We start from the raw sequence: 17,020 nt of genomic DNA on the forward strand, positions 1-17,020 counted from the left end.
AGCTTACAGGCCCCGTCAATCTGAACGTGATTGACAGTGCTTTCAGCTTTCTGCTTATCTGGTTGTGCTTCCGCATGGAGGCGAGGGTCTAATGGCTTCCGCCGTGAGGCCTGCCCTTCCGGTTTCGCGTACACCGCCCACCACGCAGGAGGACGACCATGACCACTCCGATCCCGCAGCCCGGCTACAACGCCCCCGCCACGCCTGGCGGTTGGGGCTCCGTGCCGCCCCAGCCCGCCGGCAAGCCCTCGCACCGCAAGGGCTGGCTGACCCACGGCGCCGTGGCCTTCGTCGCCCTGGTCATGGGCGTCGGCATCGGCTCGAACGGCGAGTCCGCTGACGCCACGGCGAGCGACACCGCCGAGCCCCGGCCCACGGTGACCGTCACCGCCAAGGCCGCGGGCGCGGCTCCCGCGCCCACCGTGACGAGAACGGTCACCGCCAAGCCGAAGAAGACCCGGGAGCCCGGACCGGCCGCCGGCTTCGCCGGGGACGGCGAGTACCTCGTCGGCGAGGACATCAAGCCCGGCACCTACAAGACCGCCGGAGCGGACTCCTTCGGCTGCTACTGGGCGCGCCTGAAGGACGCCAGCGGTGAGTTCGACGCGATCATCGCCAACAACAACCTCAAGGGCCCGGGCCGCGTGACGATCAAGAAGGGCGAGTACTTCCAGACGCAGGGCTGCAAGGAGTGGATGAAGGTCGGCTGACCTTCCGTTGCGTTCACACCGCCATGACACGCACTGCAGCAACCGGGGGAGGTGCCGCTTGATAGCGGCAGGGGGCGGGGAGACCACCGCATTCGACCGACACTCGGCGCAGCTGGGGACTCGTGACGACGAGGGGAACTTCCGCGCCCTCCTCGACCAGGCCCGGCACATCGCGCAGAGGTCGTACGAGACCACCCTCTACGACCATCAGCAGGCCTTCCGTCTCCTCTGGCGCCACCTGCACGGCACGGGATACCTGCAGCGCGCCCATCTCGACGCCCGGACCCACCTCGCGGCGGGCGGGCTTCCGTCAGCCGAACGCGCCGACCTGGAACTCTTCCTCACGGTCTACACCCAGGTGACGAACTCGACTAAAGATTGCAGCAGTTGACCGCTCAGCTCGCCCACGCCCACCCCGACGCGAACAGGAGGATCACCATGGGTCGTCGTTCACCGCTCGCCCGCGCACCCCGCCCGGCAACCCGTACCCGCCGCGGCGTGTGCGTCGACGACAAGGTCAAGGCCGTGACCGGGGTCATCGTCCTGGCGACGGACCGTCCGTCGCCACGGACCGGGTCGCCTGCGGATATGTCGCCACCACCGGGCACGCGGGACTGCGCGCGCATCTTTACCCGGCGCACGTCGCCCGGCCCCGCGCCCGGGTGGTCGTCACTGAACTGCGCGCGGTCCACTAGGGCCTGAAAGCCGTACTCGCCACCAGCCCCGGCCAACCCGTCGAGGTGCGCGTGGACAACGTCCAGGCACTGGCGTACCTGCACGCCTGGCAGCGAGGCGGCACGGCGATGCCCGAGGGTACGACGTCCACCTGCGTTCCCGGGGGCGAACGCCCACGCTCCTTCGCCTCTAGATGCTCGTCGAGTACACCCCACACCTCACGTTCGTGCACGAGAAGGCCCACGTCGGCAACCCCCTCAACGAGGCGGCCGACTCCCTGGCAAAGCTCGGCCTTCGCTGTGTACGCGGCCAGGTCTCCACGACCGAACTGCCGCGGCTCGTCCCGCTGTGGGCGTCCGGCGCCCTGGCCGAGTACCGCAGGGCCGCAGCCTGATCGCGCGGCGCCACCAGCTCATCCACACAGCCGGGACAGCGTGGCGGCCAGGACGGCCACCGTGTCTTCGTACGCCAGCGCGGCCGTGTACGGTCGGCAAGCCGGAGCAGCAGAACCGCCCCGGCATTCCAAATCAACCCCTGGCCGTCGGCGACCACGGACAGCCGCCGGTCTCAACCTGTAGGCTCGCTCACCAGATTAGTGCCCTGCCTCTCGCAGTGGATACGACGTCGACACTCGCATCCTTGCAGGCCAGCGGCACCTTTCTCCTGGTGGAGCGTCAGGTCACCCAATTCCGCTGAATACCCAGGATTAACGAAGGGCCGAGTTTAGTGAATGACACGGCGAGTCTCAAAGCTGAGATTTTGGCCCTTCTGTTGGAGCCATTGGGCGTCGACGCCATGGCCGGGCTGGCCTCACTCGAGCGGCTTGCCAAGGAGGTGGATGCCGTTGCCCAAGCGTGTGGGTGTGCCAGTCTGCCACCGTCTGGGACCACTCTTCGGTGGGTATCCGATGCCGTGGCGGCGTGCGTCGAGGAGCAGGAACTAGTCCGTCTGTCAGCGGCTCAAGGCCGGACTCTGACGCTAGGCGGTGCCAGAGCCCTCCGAGAGTTGATGCGGCTCGAAGGACTACGTACTCATCTCGCGGCACTTGAGGGTGTGACGGTGGAAGCCCTTCGGGCGGACCGTGCGGCTGTGGCGCTCGCGGAACGGGTACTGCCTGGAGTTCTTGAGCGGTGTCGTCGTGTGGATCAGGGGTGGCCCGAGGAGATCCGGCGTTCGATCTTTGAGATCGACGTCGATCGCGCGGTGACTGACTTGCGTCGTCACCGCCGAGGCGGCCGGCAGACGGGAGGCGCACGTGAGCTCGTGCTCAAACACAGTGTCTCCATAGCTCGGGATCTGCAGAACCGGGATCTGGTGACGCGGCTTGAGAAGGTGCAGGACTTCCTCGTCGCGAAGGAGTCGTACGAGGAAGTTCTGTCCGTGCAACCGGAATGGTGGCGTTGGCTCGGGCCGGACGCGCGGTTCAGGTTCAGATCGGATCGGTGTGATGCCCTATTTTGGGCGATTGAGGCCCGCGACACCGGCGCCGTTTCGGGCAGCACGCTGGAAATGCTCGCGGACAGCAACGTGAGGGCAGTGGTCGAGCAAGGGATCGTGACGGTACCCGTGAGCATGACCGCTTCCCCGGCCGCGCCTGCCACGAGTTCGGCCGCACGGCTCGCCACGGGACTGCCGGCGGTCGCCTCCCAGACCGACATCAGCGAGCTACGAGCACTTGAGTCCTGGTACGCAAAAGACGTCGAACTGTTCGACCGCGTGGCAGCGGCAATGGATGCGCGGCGAACCGAACCGGACCTCCGCGCGGCCCTTGAGCCTCTGGTCGACGAACTCATTCATTCGTTCGGTGTAGACGCGAGTCGATCGGCCTACCGCGACATTCAGTCCACCCTCCGGGCCGAGGTCGAGGCTCGCCTTCAGCGAACGTCGTACTCCGCGCACGCAATGGAGAGCGAGCCTCTTGTCGAGGCCATCAGTCGCATCGGGGCGATCGAACGCGAACTGCGCGATGCCGTTGGGGCTATGCCTGCCGTGAGAGGCAAACTGCTCGTGGCCATCGCCGGAAGAACCAAGTCCGGGAAGACCACGCTCCGCAAAGCCTTGACTCGCGATGCGGACCGCACCGGGATCGGGCGAGGGGCGCACCGCACCACGCGGAAGACCTCCGCGTTCGAGCTCGGCTCCGTGACCTACCTCGACACGCCCGGCGTCGCCGCGAAGGACGACGACCTGGACGCCCAACACGCCCGGGCCGCGTGTGACATCGCCGACGCGGTCATATGGAACTACGCCGACACCCTTCGCGACGAGGAGTCCGCCGAACTCCAGCGACTCCTCCTCTCGGGTAAACCTCTGCTCGCGGTCGTCAACGTGAAGGGACGAGTCGACACACTGGACCGCCTTCAACTCTTCGCCCAAGCACCGAAGAAGGCGTTCGAGTCGGTGCCCGGTCACGCCGTCCGGATCGAGCAGGTCTCCAGAGCGGTCGGAGTCACACCGCCCACCGTCCTCGCGGTCCACTCCGGTGCCGCGCATGAAGCGTTGTCCGCGGGGGATCGCGAGCTGGGAGACAGGGCCTTCCGGGCGAGCAAGTTGTCCGAGCTGGAGCAGTCCCTCGCACAGCTCTTGGCCGAGCGCGCGATTCCCCTTCGTGCCGTTCGGCTGGCCGAAGGCGTGCGAGCGCCGCTCGCCGCGTTCCACGACCGGGCGGCTGAGGAACTCCCTCAGATCGATCTCGCGCTCGGCGAACTCGAACGCTCGGCGCCGAGTGAACGCGCCGCTTTGCTCGAAGCTTTCCGGATCGCGGGCCAGAACACGCGCGACCGACTCGAAGCCAAGCGTCACCATGCCAAAGAACGGTTGCCGGATGTGGTTCGGGACCTGGGCGGCGTGGATCACTCGCAGCGATGGAGCGACTTCATCACCAGTTTGGAGCTGGAGGGATTCGCCTCGAGTCTTGAGAGCGAGTTCGAGGAGGAGATGCGTAAACGGGAGAGGGTTCTGCGCGCGCAGGCAAGCGCCGCGGAGCGACAGGACGACGAGCACCTGCATGTACGACAGCGTCCTGACGCGAAGGTCCGAACCCTGAGCGCGGAGGCTGCCAAGGGGGCGGCGACAGCCTTTTTGAATTCCTTCGCTGCCCGTGGGATCGCCAAGAAGCTCGCTGCAAATGCCAGTAAGGTCAACCCTGCTGCGGTGGCGCTGGGCTACGCCCTGGACACCTTGGCCGGAGCGGCGAAAGCGGTGAGCAGCGAGGTGAATCGCACGCGGCAGGCGAAGGACAAGTGGACTGGCGAGACCGCGGCCGAGGCCGAGGCCAAACTCGATGAACTGTTCTACAGGGTCGAAGAGCAGTTGGCTCGAATCATCGAGGACACGACGGCCCGAGTCGGTGCCCAGTTCGAAGAGGGGTCAGCGGACGTCGGTCGCACACGGGAGCGGTTCGAGCAGCTCCGTCGGCTACAGTCGGCCGTGCAGTCCGCCCTCGATTCGATCGACCTTGTACTAGTGCGCCGACTACTGGCCCTTGCGGGCGGGGACCCGGCGGCGATCCGCCTGGCACGCCGAACGCCGGGAGTCGAACTTCGCGTCTGGACCGACGCGTCCCGCATCGCGGAAGTACGGGCGTGTCTACAGGACCACCTCGTGGATGTCCTCACCGAGCGGATCGAGATAGGGAACGCAGATGACTGACGGCAATCCGGTTGAGTCGTTGGAGAGCGACGAGAGTCTGAGCGCCCTCCTAGCTGTGCTGATTGCACGGGCTGAGAGCGTCTTGAACGCTCACCCTCGTACTCGGGGCCTGATAGCGAGCCTGCCCCATGCGGACACGAGCCCGCTACGGATTGCGCTCCTGGGTCCGTACAGTGCGGGGAAGTCGATGCTCATCGCGGCATTGCTCGGACTCCCGCCGGCTGCCGTCGATGAACTTGTCGACGCGGCACCCAAGACGCACGAGCCGACGCCGTACCCGTGGAACGGCGTGACGCTCGTCGACCTGCCCGGGACGCTGTCGGGCAACGACGAGCATTCCGGTGCGGCGCGTCGTGGCGTGCGTGGTGCGGACGCGCTGATGATCGTGACAACGAGCGAACTACCGGGCGAAGCGGAGACCACGGCGATTCTGCAAGCGCTCGACACCGACGGGTTCGCTGACCGAAGTGTGGTCGTCGTCAACAAGATGAACGCCGAGAACAGTGATCGCGACGTCATTCTCGACGAGATTCGCAAGCGACTCGGTCCCTTTGCCGACCGTGTCCCGATCGTCCCGACCGATGCGCGCGACTACGTCGAAGCGGTCAATAACCCCGACCTTACGGTCGCTCAGTGTGAGTTGCTTGTAGCAGAGAGCGGCGTCGACGTTCTTACAGCCGAGTTGCAGAGAATCATCGCACCTGGTGTCAGCGCTATCCGACCGAACGCGCAGGCATTCGAACTTCTCCGGGTTCTGGCGGACGCCGAACAGAAGTGGGTGCTGGACGGCGCGGAACTCCGTGCCGCGGAGACCGCGAAGAAGGTCGAGGAGTCGATCTCCCAGGCGAAGGAGAGTGTGCTGAGCACACTTGAGCGGGAGAGCGGTGTCGTCGCTTCCGTGATCGGGGCGGCGGGAAGGAAGATCGCTGACAGCGTCTCAGAGAAAGATGACGTCCCCGCCGACGTCGCTCGTGATCTCGGCAGTGAACTAGCTTTTGAGATTACCGAGTTCGAAGCCAAGTTCTCCGAATCGATGAGGACAGCGTTCGATGCGCTGGTCGCTGAGTGCGGAACCGGTGTGCCTGAGCCTGAAGCCTGGGTGAACGACCTTGACGCACCCGAGACGACGATCGACGCGTCCCCGGATTCCGAATCACGGTTTGAACGTGCGGTCAGGGAAGGCGCGGAGAAAGCCGCGAAGGCGGGCGGCAGAAGGATACGCGAGTGGATCGAGGAGGTCGCGGCTAGCGATAGCGAGCAGGGAAGCATGGCCTCCAACGTCGCGACCCGGATCATCAAGAGTCGAGTGGGCCAGAAGTTGCTCGACGCCGGCGGGACGGTGACCAACGGCGCGGACAAGTTCAGGCCGTGGGGTCGAGGCAAGGCAGCCGCCAAGCTCGCCAACGCGGCCGGCAAGGCGCAGTGGGTGCTGACGGTCATCGGGCCGTCGTTGATCGACTGGAAGAGTGTCGCGCAGGACCAGGCCGAGCGGATGAAGCTTGACAAGCGCCGGAAGATGATCAGGCGTCGCTCCGACGAAGAAGCACTCAGGCAGCAGACCAGTCTCGCTGACGCCGGTGAGCGGCACCTGAGCAAGTGGATCGCGGAGGTGGAGCAGTCGCTCAGCGGTCTTACGAAGCAGGGTGTGGAGATCATCGCCGAACGTGAAAGAGCGTTGGGAGCGATCAAGGGCCTCCGCGACGAGGCCGAGAAGCTTGTTCGAATCGCGCCCGGCTCGTAGCTTGGCGTTTCACCTCGATACTTTAGGCCTGATCGCTGTCAGTTGAGGTGATCGGTTCATCCCGTTTGTCCCGGCCGGTGCCGGTGGGTTCTTCTCGTGTCGCTGCGGCCGCGCCAGGCTTCCACGGTTCTCGAGAGGGTCCTGGTCCTCGTTCGGGGTGGTGGCGCCCGGTTTATGGCGCGGCGGGCAGCGCGCCGAGCCGTCGCCAGCTGGTGGTGAAGGCGTCGGCCCAGGGCCAGGTGGTCTCGATCGGCACCCATTGGCGGCGGGCGTGCTTCGCAAGGCGGGCCAGGACGCTGGCGAGGCTTACGGGCCCGCTCCACCCCGGGGAGTCGCGGGGTGGAGCGGGTCGGTGCACCGCCTGGTTCCGGGCGCTCAGTCTCCGGCACCAGGCGGCGGCTCAAGGGACGCCGTCTGCGATCGGCACGCGCAGCTCGGCCCATACCCGTGCCCCACCGCAGACCAGTTCGCTTTCCGAGTCGTGGGCGAGTGTGTCGACGAGGACGAGACCTCGGCCGTGCTCGACATCAGGGCGCGGCTTGCCCCCGGCCGCGACGGCACCGGCCTCCGCCCCGCGCGTGACGCGTTGCAAGGGTGCGGTAACGGGGCGCCTGGTGGATGTGGACGACCTGTGGCACGGGCTGCTGCTCCGGGGCAGGCGCAGCCCGGTACACGGGTGCCTGGGCGTCCTCGCCTGTCTTCGGCATGGGGTTGTCGCAGCGGTAGCGGCGGGGCGTGCTCACGACGCCTTCGTGACGATGAGGGCGGCGTTCAGGACCCACTGGTACGCGCCGCCGTTGAGGTGGCGGGCCACGTCCTCCGCAGTGGGCCCCATGCCGCCGCGGAGCGAGATGGCAGCCAACTCAACGTGCCGGGTGACCGCGGTGGTGATCGCGTTCTGGATGCGCTGGGCCCGGCCCTGGCCGATCCCGTACCTGCCTTTGAGGGTGCGGGTCGACGGGCCGGTGCCAGCGGCCAACAGGTCGCCGAACTCCTCGCGCGCCCTCGGCGTCTGGTCGTCCTCGGCGGGTGGGGGGCGGGGAGGCATTGCGGCCCTCGACGAGGGAGATCGCGAGTTCGCCCAACGTCGTTCCCGGAAGGGCCGCGGCCCGAAAGAACCCCGCGCCTAGAGCCCCCAAAGGAACGTGAGTTGATGGCGCAGGGATGGCACCAAGAGTGCGGGTTGCGATCGGTTGCCGTCGGTCCAGACCTCATGGCAAACCGCATCTGACCTGCGTGGACGGTTCGCTGTGGGTTGCTGTCGATCAAGGTGGGATGAGGCCCAGTACTCTAACGCTGCGATTGGGAGCTCTGAGTCCCGCTGACGCCACGAGACGACTGGGCGCCAGGCCGTAGCGGCCTGCTTGTCCGCAGGCCGCTACGGGGCCTCTCTACGTTCGGGCGGGTCGCTATGCGCGGTGCACGCCTGGCATGCATCGGCGGCACTCGCACGGTGGCCACTCGGAAGACTGGAGGGGCTTGAGATTGTCGCTGCTGTGGACGTGCAGGCGGCGCCCCCACGTCTGCCCGCCATCGCGCGATACGCGCATGGTCATTCGCGGAGCTTCGCGCCTACTCATCGGCGTCTCCGGTCGTCAGACGCATGCCGCGCGACTCGGCGACCCGCAGCGTGTTCGACAGGGCGTCGCAGAGACGTGCCACGACGAAGCGCGACTGGTTCGGGGTCGGTGGCTCGGTAACGGCGAGCATCTGACGGGCAAGCTCAAGCAGCTCTGATGCTGTGGTGAGTTGTTCGCGTTCCATGCGGTCGGCGAGTCGCGCGATCATGCCTTCGGGATTGTCGTCGGGGGTGTATGCGGGCTTCCCGTTGGGACCGTCCCACGGCAGCAGGCGGAGCCCCGCCACAGCGTCAGTCATGCCGTGCGCTCCGGCACGTAGTCCTGTCCCATCGTGGCGAGTGCCAGTGCCCTTCGCCGGTCGCGCTGTCGCCGTGCTTCCTGGAGGCACTCGTGGTCGACGAGGTACCAGGGCACGAGTGGAAGGCTGTCACCCTCGACCCACGCACTCGGATGTAAGAGCCGAGGCGTGGACAGCGGGACGAGATGGACTGCCTGCGCCGGCTCGGCCGCGTGGCGCTTTCCACGAGCGGGTCGGAGCCACGCGGTAAGCGCGGCGATAGGGTTTCGCATAGCCGAAGCTCCATTCTTCGGTCAGCCCCTGAGTGATCCCTAGCCCGGATCTCCCAGGGGCGTTTTCGTTTGAGGCCTCAGTGTACCTCGGTATACCTCAGTGCGCTTCGGATGCTGAGAACACTTCGGAGCGCTTCAGTAGACCCATGATCGATCGCACCCGGGCCATGTGGCCGCAGATCGCTGACGTGATCATTGAGCGGATCGCGGACGGCACCTATCCGCCTGGCAGCAAGGTCCCCAGCGTGGTGCAGATTGCGGCTGAGTTCGGTGTGGTCAACTCGACGGCTCAGCGTGCGATGGAGCGGGTACGTGCCGAGGGGCTGACGCGCTCCGAGAAGGGCATGGGCACGTACGTGTTGAGGCCGGAGGAGCGGGATCAGCCGTAGGTGGACGCTGTCGCCGCGCTGCCCCAGTCCAGACGCCGAGGAGTGATGATCGCCCCATGGCGGTCTGACCTCCAGACGTCCACACGCCCCAGAACCCGCGAGAACGATGTCGTGCTCAGCGGGAGGATCTACAGGTAAACCGGTCCCCGTGTCCTCGCGATGTCCGACGGTCGGCTGATGCCAAGTGCTCCCGCCTGCTCGTTGCCGAGCGTCGCGAACCACCGGGGCGCTCAGTGCATGAGACCGATGCCACTCACCGACCACCGCCTCAGCTCTGGACGGTGAGTGCGGCCGCGGTAGTCGGTGAGTTCCGACTCGGGCCGACAAGTCTCCGTCGTGCTTCAAGCAGGCCCGATGGCCGGGAGTGCCTTTCGTGGCGCATGGGCTGTCGGGGGAAGTCGGGCGGTGAGTGGCGGGGCGGCTAGGACGCGGTGCACGGCCTGTGGGCCTCTCCGGCTCGTGACCCGCATTTGTCGTCGGTGCGTACAAACGCCCCAACACCGTTCCCTACAGTCCTCCCTACACCGCGCCCTACGGTGACCTTCCACCTCGTGTGCAGCGATGCCGCAGGTCAGACCGCGCATTGGCCGATGGCGGACGCCTCGACAACCCCTTTTTCTCCTGCCTGTTCTTTGTCTTGTGTGTCAGTGGGACGTGGTGGAGTGGTCGTGCCGGGGGCGCGAGGTGGGCCCCGGGTGTCCGCCCAGCCCCAGATCACCGGCTGCCGCCGTGGCGGCGCGGACGGTGGGTACGCGGGTGGGGTGGTGCGGCGCCGAGAGCCGAGGGGAGGGAGAACGCGATGACGGGCACGACGCGGTGGCGGTTCGGGTCGACGGCGCGGACGCGGGGTCTGGTGCTGCTGGCCCTGGGGGTGGTGAAGGTCGCCACGGCCGCACAGCTTCGGCATCTCGTCCTGCCGGGCACTGCTGACGTACAGACCGTTCGCAACGCGTGCAAGGACCTGCGCGACGCCGGTCTGGTGGAATCGGTCGGCAAGGTGACCGGCACGAACCCGTCGGGGCGGCCGGTCAGCGAGCACCTGTGGAATCTCACCACGGCCGGATTGGCGGTGGCCGCGACCGAGCTGGACCGGCCGCTCGGTGAGATGGGCGGTACCGCTCGGGAGGCGGCCAGAGCCGGCGCGGCGCACGCGGTGAAGGTAACCGACACCATCGACGCGTTCCTGCAGTCGCCGCCAGAGCCGACCAAACCGGTTGCCCGCCGCGGCACACCGCCCGCCGCCGGGCCGACGAAGCCGCTGCCTTCCAGGCCGCCAGGGCTTGGCACACTCCACGGCTGGCAAACCGAGGTCGCTCTCCCCGTCACCGGCACGTTTACCACACCGGGCAAGGGAAGCCTGCGCGCCGACGCGGTCCTGAGCGCGCCGGAGGCCGGGCTGCCGGTGCTGTTCGTGGAGGTGGACAACGGCACCGAACCGCCAGCCAAGGTGGCAGACAAGATCGTTCGCTACCGCCGGTTCTTCCAGCGCACCGTGAAGGACCAAGGTGGGCAGCAAGTCCCACTGTGGTCGACCCTCTGGCAGGCGTCCGGTCGCGGCGGATTCCCACCAGTGGCGTTCGTGTTCACCAAGCAGGTCGGTCCTGAGGCCCTGCAAGCACGGATACATGAGGTCGCACGCTCATCTGAGGAGCACTGGCAGGGCATGTGGTGTCCTGGCCGCCCGATAGGGAACACCGGAGAGCGGGACGGGTACCGGGACTACGACGGCACGGTGCCCGTCCTGGCCACCGCACTGGACCGGCTGCAGCAGCACGGCCCGTGCGGGGCGATCTGGTGGCGCTTCGGCCACGGTTCAGCCCAGACACTCACCGATGCCCTGCGCAACGCCGACGACCTGCATGCCTACGGCCGTCGAGACGAACAACGTCGCGCCGCCCAGCGGGCAGCTGAGGAGGAGGAAGCACGTCGGCAGGAGGACGAGCACCGGCAATGGGAGGCCTCGCTGTGGCCTTGCCCGACCTGCGGCGGCGACGTCGACCCTGACGATGCCCCTGGCTTGGCCCGCGGCGATGAATGCCCGCGCTGTCGTACGCAGCGCGAGCGCGTCGCGGCCGAGCGAGCCGAAGCGCAGGCGGAGTGGGAACGGGAGCGGCGCGGCAATGGGCTGTTCGGATGGCTCCGCGGCTGACCCAAACCCAGGGTGTACGGCCGGTAGGCTGCCGAGGCGTGAGCGAGTATCAGTATTACGAGTTCCTCGCGCTTGACCGGCCGTTGGACGAGGACGACGTTAGACAGGTACGGGCGCTGTCCACTCGCGCCGACATCACCGCGACGCGCTTCGTCAACGAGTACCACTGGGGCGACTTCAAGGGCGATCCGACGAAGCTGGTCGAGGAGCTCTACGACGCTCACCTGTACTACGCGAACTGGGGAAGCCGCCGCCTCCTCCTGCGCCTGCCCGCAGGGACGCTCCCGGCCAAGGAGGCCACCGCGTACGCCATGGAGGACGTGCTCACCGTATGGGATCGGTCCGGACACACGCTGCTGGACTTCACCGTGTCCTCGGAGGACGGCTGCGAGTGGGAATTCGAGACGTCCTACACGCTCTCCGCATTCGTGGGGCTGCGCGCCGAACTCGCGGCGGGAGACCTGCGGCCGCTGTACCTGGCATGGCTTGCCGGGCTCACCGCCTGGGAGCTCGCGGAGGACGACGAGGAGAACTACGCCCGCGAGGTCGAGCCGCCCGTCCCCGCGGGACTGGCCTCGCTTACCGGCCCGCAGCAGGCCCTGGCGGACTTCCTTGGCGTCGACGCGGACCTGCTGGCGGTCGCCGCCGAGGACAGCCGGCCCGCCACCGCGGACGTCCTGGACCGGAAGGCCCTGGCGGCCTTCGTCGCCGGTCTTCCCGCCGCCGACAAGGACGCCCTGCTGGTCGAGGCCGCGCTGACCACCGCGTCCCCAGGGCCCCGACTCCTGGCCCGCTATCGGGCGGCGACCACTATCCCGGGCCCTCGTGACGTAATTGGCCGGCGCACTGCGGCCCAGCTCCTCGACATGGCCTACCGCCGTCGTACCGACCGCAGGCAGCGAGAGAAAGTCGCCCAGGCCGCGGCCGAGCAGGCTCGGGCACGGGCCGCCGCCGAGGCGCAGGAGGCGCGCTTGGACAAGCTCGCCGAGAACACCGAACAGGCGTGGCGTGAGGTCGACGACCTGATCGCCCGGAAGAACGCCAGCGCCTACGACGCCGCCGTCGCACTCCTGGCGGACCTGCGCGCCCTGGAGGCCCGCACCGGTGGCACCTCGGACTTCGACCGGCGGGCCGGTGAACTGCGGGCCGCCCACCTGGCCAAGCCCGCCCTCATGCGCCGCTTCGACTCCCTGGACCTCCCCCGGTCCTGATCCGGCTGCCCCCGGGACCCACCGCACCCGCGATCCGTCGCCACCACTCGGGACCGATGGACGAGGAGAAGTGCTCCCGATCTCCTCGGCTGGGAACGCCCCCGGTCCCAGGGCCACGGGGGCGGACACGCGAGATGGACACCGGGAGGAACAAGGCAGGGCCGGGTCCCGAGTCCCTGGTCAGGGCTTCCGCTCCCAGCCTGCAGTCGGACACGACGACCTGCGAAGACCCATTCTCCACCGCACCAGCGACAACCCGCCCCCGTATACGGCCCCGGCCGACTGCTGCGTCAGGCCGGCCGATCAGAATCGCGGTGCACGCGTTCACCAGGGGTCTTCCAGTCCGGGAGGCCACCCCTCGGTCAACGGCGCACGTGGTACCGCTCGCCGCGGAAGGCGGCCCCTTGCAGTTTCACCGGCCAGGAAGAGGGCTTGGCCGGGGCAGGGTCAGGAGACAGCGGACGTCAGGTACGTCAGGTACACCCCTCCCTCGCAGTCGGACATCTTCCGCAGGGTCCAGCGGCCCCGGACGCTCCTGGAGGAGAAGTTCGACTCGGCGTCGGCCTCCTCCACTTCGCCCTCCTTGGGGATGTAGCCAGCCTTTGGGAGTCGCTTGTGCAGGAACGCCAGCGTGGTGTCGAAGCCGCGCCGGACGACGGTGGCGACGACGAGCCGGCCGCCGGTGCGGTGCTCCACCGAGGTCACGACCGCGCCGTCGGGCACCGGCAGGTTCTCCGGGAAGTCCTTGGGGAGCGGCAGTGACGCGGCAGTGGGACAGCCGCCGGGCGCGAAGCCGACCGCATTCCCGGCCGGCGGATCGGTTGCGTGCTCCGCCGCGTACGGTGTCGCCCGCGGTGGCTCGGCGTGCTTGTTCGCCGCTGAGCATCCGGTGACCGCGGCCAGGCTGACGACGGCTGCTGCCATTACGGCAGCCGGGGGCGATGGCTTCATCTAGTGACTTCCTTAGGGCTTCTTGTGCGGCCGAGGATCAAGGCGTCGTACGCGCCGTACAGCGTGTTGCCGGAGGACTGGCGGGCGATGGACGCCAGCGCGTCGTAGTTCTGCGCACCTCCGGTCCCGCAGGTGCCGGTGCAGCCGTCGGCGTAGGCGGCGAGCACGCGACCCTGGGCGTCGGTGGTGACGTCGATGAAGTCCAGGAGATTGCGATCGTTGCCGCACGTGGTGCCGCCCGTGCAGATCGACCCCTTCTGAACCGGGTCGGTGGGGGTGGCGTCGACGGTCACCCAGGACTGGCCGCCGTCGTAGGTGGTGGCCACGTACAGGTGCCAGACGCCCGTGAAGTTGGCCGCGTCCTGATAGTTGCCGCCGGTGGTGGTGCCCAGGAAGGCGAACGCGGCGCGGTTGTCGTCGCCCGCGGTCACGGCCGGAAAGACGATGTTCTTGATGCCGAGGGCCGCGCCGACGTTCTGGTCGTACAGCCACGTCTTGCCCTTGTCGTGGCTGACGGCGGTACGCGGCGTGCCGTCGCTGTTCTGGTAGCCCATGTAGACGGTCCCGCCGGCCCCGACTCCCACGCTCGGGTCCGAGTCCCCGGGGGTGCTGGACGGGTTCTTGCGGACGGTCCACGTCAGCCCGTTGTCCTCGGAGACGGCCACGGCCTGATTGCCACCGCAGCCCTTGTTGGGCACGTACACCGTGCCGTCCGGGGCGACCTTCACATGCCCGTGCAGGCCGCCGCAGTCCAGCAGCGAGTACATCGGAACGGCGGGACCGTACGTCAGACCGCCGTCCCGACTGACCGCGCAAGAGGCGTCGGCGATGTCCTGGGAACAGTAGTAGACGGCGTTCGGGTACGACGTGACGGTGCCTGGACCGCCCGTGGCGAAGGCGCCGCCACCGATGGTCTGGTGGTCCACACCGGAGTTGATGCCCGAGCCGCCCGTCGGCGTCCACATGTCACCGTCGTCGTCGGTATAGCAGGTCAGGGCGGTCTTGCCGGCAAGCTGCGACTCGAAGGTGCGGTGGGTGACCGGGTCGGTGAACAGGATCGGGTCGAGGCTGGTGGTGCTTCCCTGGGGGCAGCCGTTGGCCGCGCTCGCGCTCTTGTCCTGCCATGCGGCGGCACCGGCACTGTCGTAGGTGACCTTGAGTGTCGACGTGTACGCCTGGAACATTGCGGCGCCACTCGCACGGTCGACGCCGATCGATGGTTCACCGGCGTTGTGCGCATCCGCGATGCCGTCGGGTGCCCGGGAGTTCGCGTACGTCGGCGGCGTGGCCGTACTCGGCGGCGGATCGGCCGGAGCGGCGATCAGGCTCGCGGTGCCGGTGAAGCTGTTGCCGAGCGGCGCGTACGGCACCACGCGCACGGTGTACGACGCCGACACCGCTGGAAGCAGCACGGTCTCGGGGTCGCTGGAAGAGGCCGAGGTGGCCACCACCTCTTGGTCGTCCGCATCGAGGACGTACAGGTCGAAGTCGGCGGCGGAACCCGGCCATCTGACGTCGATGCGCAGGCTGTGACCGGCGTCGTAGCCCGCAGGCACCGACACCTTCAGGGCGTAGTCGTCGCAGGGTTGCCCATGCCCGCAGCTCACCGTCCCGGCAGTGCCGGAGACATTCGGGACGGCGAAGGGCCCGGCGCTCCACGTGGTCGTGAGCGCGGTGTCGCTGACCGATCCGGAGGACGGGGTCGCGGCGCCGGCCGGCGCACTCGGCAGGGTTCCGGCGACGAGCACCAGCAACCCGACGGCGCGACGCCCCCGCGACCGCAGGTGGTGGTGAAGGCGACGTGCGAAGAGGAGAGCCACAGGTACCTCGTGGATTCGCGAGTCGGATGAAGGGTGGCGGTACGGGTGAAGCCTTCATCTGCTCTACGGGGAGGCAGGCGGCGTCCGTCGCGAGCAACCGGACTCTTTTCGAAGCGGGCCGGACGGGTGCTGAGGGGGTTGGCCGGAGTTGGTGAGGCAGACCGCTCGGGGGCAAGAACGTCGCCCGGCCCACCACGGCCCGACCGCAGTGAAGCCCGCCGGCCCAGCCCGGCCGCGCCCGTTCCCCTCGAAAAAGTGCCCCCGCGCGACCGCGCGAGGGCACTTACGGAGGCCTGGTCAGAGCGCGTCGACGCCGCTCACCTTCCAGCCGTCGTTGGTGTTGGTGAGCGTCATGCGCACCCTGTTCATGTCCAGCCGCGGCTGCGGGACCTGAGTGCTCTGGGTGATCTGGTTGACGAAGAGCAGGACGACGGCCCGGTCCCGTGTGGCCGATACGACGGACACCGCCGGGGCGTCACCGTCGGGTGGTGTGGCCACGGTCGCCTTCACCACACCGTGGTACTTCGTCGCGGTCGGCGCGACCACCGCCTTCGTGGTCTTGCCGTACTGGTCGCGGAAGCGCCCGGTCAGCAGGATGCGGGCACGGGAGAAGTCCCGGTCCAGGTGCCGGTAGTCGTACGACAGCACGACCGGCGCCGCATTCCGCGCGGCTGCGAGGGCCTCGTCGCGGGCCTGCTCCGCCTGCCGCCCCTGCTGGTACTCCCGCCCGAGTACGGCGGCCGCGACCAGGGCCGCCACGAGGACGATGCCCAGCGCCGCGGTGAGCACGCCCCGCCCGGCCTTGCGCGGGGACGCACCGACCTCCGTCTTCCCCTCGAACGACTCGGGTGACTCGGGCTCCGGCGGGTCCTCCCAGCCGTTCGGCGGCGGATCGACGAGCAGGGTGCGCCCGGAGCGGGTCTGCTCTTCCTGGTGGGCACCGCACTCGCGAGGCGCAGGCCGCCCGGCGCGCTTGGCCGCCGCGCGGGTGGCCGCGGTCATGGTGCGGCGGGCCGGTGAGCCGGTGCCGCGGGTGCTGCGGAAGGCCGGGTTCGCCACGGTGTCTCTCCTCATTGTTGGTCTCACGGCCGGGTCAGCCCACGAACACGACGTCGGAGGTCAACCAGCGACCTGCTACATACGCGAGGTCGAGCTGGAGCCGGTAGGTGCGCGCCTGGCCCTCGGGCGCGGCGGTGTTGGTCACCTCGCTGTCGGCCACGACCAGGACCCGGGCCGAGCGCCCGTCGTACCGCACGATGCCCGCTTCCAGGACCTGTCCGTCGGACACCGACTTGTTCTGTGCGACCAGCCTCGTCAGTTGTTCGGTCTGCGAGGCGAACTCCTTCTTGAACTCGCCGGTGGCGTTCGCCAGCACATTGGCGCTGTCCCGGTCGTAGTGCCGGTAGTCGAGCGAGGTGAAGCTCAGCGCCGACTGGCGGGCCGCAGCCAATATGTCCTGACGGCGCTGTTCCGCCGCGCGCTGGTCGGACAGCTTCCAGCCCAGCCAGACACACAGCACGGTCGTCAACACGGTCGCGGCGACGAGCCCCGCAGACAGCAGCCTCATGCCGCC

General features: G+C 68.3%; 15 protein-coding genes. 9 read left to right on the forward strand and 6 right to left on the reverse strand.

The genetic code is table 11. The features are described from left to right. Positions 1-158: 158 nt before the first annotated feature. The 5 genes from PV342_RS21235 to PV342_RS21255 all read left to right on the forward strand — a co-directional run bounded on the left by PV342_RS21235 (position 159) and on the right by PV342_RS21255 (position 6,777). On the forward strand, positions 159-710 hold the full coding sequence (locus PV342_RS21235) for an Rv1352/Rv1906c domain-containing protein (RefSeq protein ID WP_396347382.1): 552 nt from the start codon (positions 159-161) through the stop codon (positions 708-710). A gap of 58 nt (positions 711-768) precedes the next feature. After that, positions 769-1,101, forward strand: coding sequence for a hypothetical protein (locus tag PV342_RS21240; protein WP_500318368.1), 333 nt, complete (start codon positions 769-771; stop codon positions 1,099-1,101). Positions 1,102-1,578: 477 nt separating this feature from the next. Then, positions 1,579-1,779 (forward strand): hypothetical protein, encoded by a 201-nt coding sequence (locus PV342_RS21245; RefSeq protein WP_500318369.1) that lies wholly within the window; start codon positions 1,579-1,581, stop codon positions 1,777-1,779. Positions 1,780-2,474: 695 nt separating this feature from the next. After that, positions 2,475-5,036: a GTPase gene (locus tag PV342_RS21250; RefSeq protein WP_500318370.1), complete on the forward strand. Its 2,562-nt coding sequence runs from the start codon at positions 2,475-2,477 to the stop codon at positions 5,034-5,036. Further along, on the forward strand, positions 5,029-6,777 hold the full coding sequence (locus tag PV342_RS21255; RefSeq protein WP_500318371.1) for a GTPase: 1,749 nt from the start codon (positions 5,029-5,031) through the stop codon (positions 6,775-6,777). The genes PV342_RS21250 and PV342_RS21255 overlap by 8 nt, the downstream gene beginning before the upstream one ends. Before the next feature lie 739 nt (positions 6,778-7,516). Here the strand turns inward: PV342_RS21255 and PV342_RS21260 are convergent. Next, positions 7,517-7,825 (reverse strand): hypothetical protein, encoded by a 309-nt coding sequence (locus PV342_RS21260; protein ID WP_396347378.1) that lies wholly within the window; start codon positions 7,823-7,825, stop codon positions 7,517-7,519. Positions 7,826-8,349: 524 nt separating this feature from the next. Next, positions 8,350-8,655: a hypothetical protein gene (locus PV342_RS21265; protein ID WP_500318372.1), complete on the reverse strand. Its 306-nt coding sequence runs from the start codon at positions 8,653-8,655 to the stop codon at positions 8,350-8,352. Positions 8,656-9,073: 418 nt separating this feature from the next. Here PV342_RS21265 and PV342_RS21270 point away from each other — a divergent pair, with 418 nt between their 5' ends. From PV342_RS21270 to PV342_RS21280, 3 genes are all read left to right on the forward strand, one after another. Next, entirely contained in the window at positions 9,074-9,316 is a 243-nt protein-coding gene (locus tag PV342_RS21270) for a winged helix-turn-helix domain-containing protein (RefSeq protein WP_386993477.1), read from the forward strand. 799 nt (positions 9,317-10,115) lie between these two features. Next, complete coding sequence (locus tag PV342_RS21275) at positions 10,116-11,465, forward strand: replication-relaxation family protein (RefSeq protein WP_500318373.1); 1,350 nt, start codon at positions 10,116-10,118, stop codon at positions 11,463-11,465. Positions 11,466-11,503: 38 nt separating this feature from the next. Beyond that, on the forward strand, positions 11,504-12,676 hold the full coding sequence (locus tag PV342_RS21280) for a hypothetical protein (RefSeq protein ID WP_500318374.1): 1,173 nt from the start codon (positions 11,504-11,506) through the stop codon (positions 12,674-12,676). A gap of 447 nt (positions 12,677-13,123) precedes the next feature. On the opposite strand, the gene PV342_RS21285 is transcribed toward PV342_RS21280, so the two are convergent. Both PV342_RS21285 and PV342_RS21290 read right to left on the reverse strand, forming a co-directional pair. Further along, positions 13,124-13,627, reverse strand: a complete 504-nt coding sequence (locus PV342_RS21285; RefSeq protein WP_500318375.1) for a hypothetical protein — start codon at positions 13,625-13,627, stop codon at positions 13,124-13,126. Then, a complete protein-coding gene (locus PV342_RS21290) occupies positions 13,624-15,189 on the reverse strand; it encodes a sialidase family protein (RefSeq protein ID WP_500318376.1) in 1,566 nt (521 codons plus the stop codon). The genes PV342_RS21285 and PV342_RS21290 overlap by 4 nt, the downstream gene beginning before the upstream one ends. Positions 15,190-15,244: 55 nt before the next feature. Between PV342_RS21290 and PV342_RS21295 the strand changes: the two genes are divergently transcribed. Continuing rightward, positions 15,245-15,421 carry a hypothetical protein gene (locus tag PV342_RS21295; protein ID WP_500318377.1) on the forward strand — a complete coding sequence of 59 codons (177 nt, stop codon included), beginning with the start codon at positions 15,245-15,247 and terminating at the stop codon, positions 15,419-15,421. Positions 15,422-15,744: 323 nt separating this feature from the next. Here the strand turns inward: PV342_RS21295 and PV342_RS21300 are convergent, their stop codons facing one another. Next, positions 15,745-16,506, reverse strand: a complete 762-nt coding sequence (locus tag PV342_RS21300) for an Rv1363c family protein (protein ID WP_500318378.1) — start codon at positions 16,504-16,506, stop codon at positions 15,745-15,747. Between the two features lie 34 nt (positions 16,507-16,540). Continuing rightward, positions 16,541-17,014, reverse strand: coding sequence for an Rv1363c family protein (locus tag PV342_RS21305; protein ID WP_500318379.1), 474 nt, complete (start codon positions 17,012-17,014; stop codon positions 16,541-16,543). Positions 17,015-17,020: the final 6 nt, after the last annotated feature.

The organism is Streptomyces sp. PA03-3a (genome assembly GCF_033792735.1).
Lineage (GTDB): Bacteria > Actinomycetota > Actinomycetes > Streptomycetales > Streptomycetaceae > Actinacidiphila.

Excerpts from the sequence above, each read along its gene's own strand:
- PV342_RS21235 (WP_396347382.1), top strand. The coding sequence starts at position 159 with ATGACCACTCCGATCCCGCAGCCCGGCTACAACGCCCCCGCCACGCCT.
- PV342_RS21245 (WP_500318369.1), top strand. The coding sequence starts at position 1,579 with ATGCTCGTCGAGTACACCCCACACCTCACGTTCGTGCACGAGAAGGCC.
- PV342_RS21255 (WP_500318371.1), top strand. The coding sequence starts at position 5,029 with ATGACTGACGGCAATCCGGTTGAGTCGTTGGAGAGCGACGAGAGTCTG.
- PV342_RS21260 (WP_396347378.1), bottom strand. The coding sequence starts at position 7,825 with ATGCCTCCCCGCCCCCCACCCGCCGAGGACGACCAGACGCCGAGGGCG.
- PV342_RS21265 (WP_500318372.1), bottom strand. The coding sequence starts at position 8,655 with ATGACTGACGCTGTGGCGGGGCTCCGCCTGCTGCCGTGGGACGGTCCC.
- PV342_RS21270 (WP_386993477.1), top strand. The coding sequence starts at position 9,074 with ATGATCGATCGCACCCGGGCCATGTGGCCGCAGATCGCTGACGTGATC.
- PV342_RS21275 (WP_500318373.1), top strand. The coding sequence starts at position 10,116 with ATGACGGGCACGACGCGGTGGCGGTTCGGGTCGACGGCGCGGACGCGG.
- PV342_RS21285 (WP_500318375.1), bottom strand. The coding sequence starts at position 13,627 with ATGAAGCCATCGCCCCCGGCTGCCGTAATGGCAGCAGCCGTCGTCAGC.
- PV342_RS21305 (WP_500318379.1), bottom strand. The coding sequence starts at position 17,014 with ATGAGGCTGCTGTCTGCGGGGCTCGTCGCCGCGACCGTGTTGACGACC.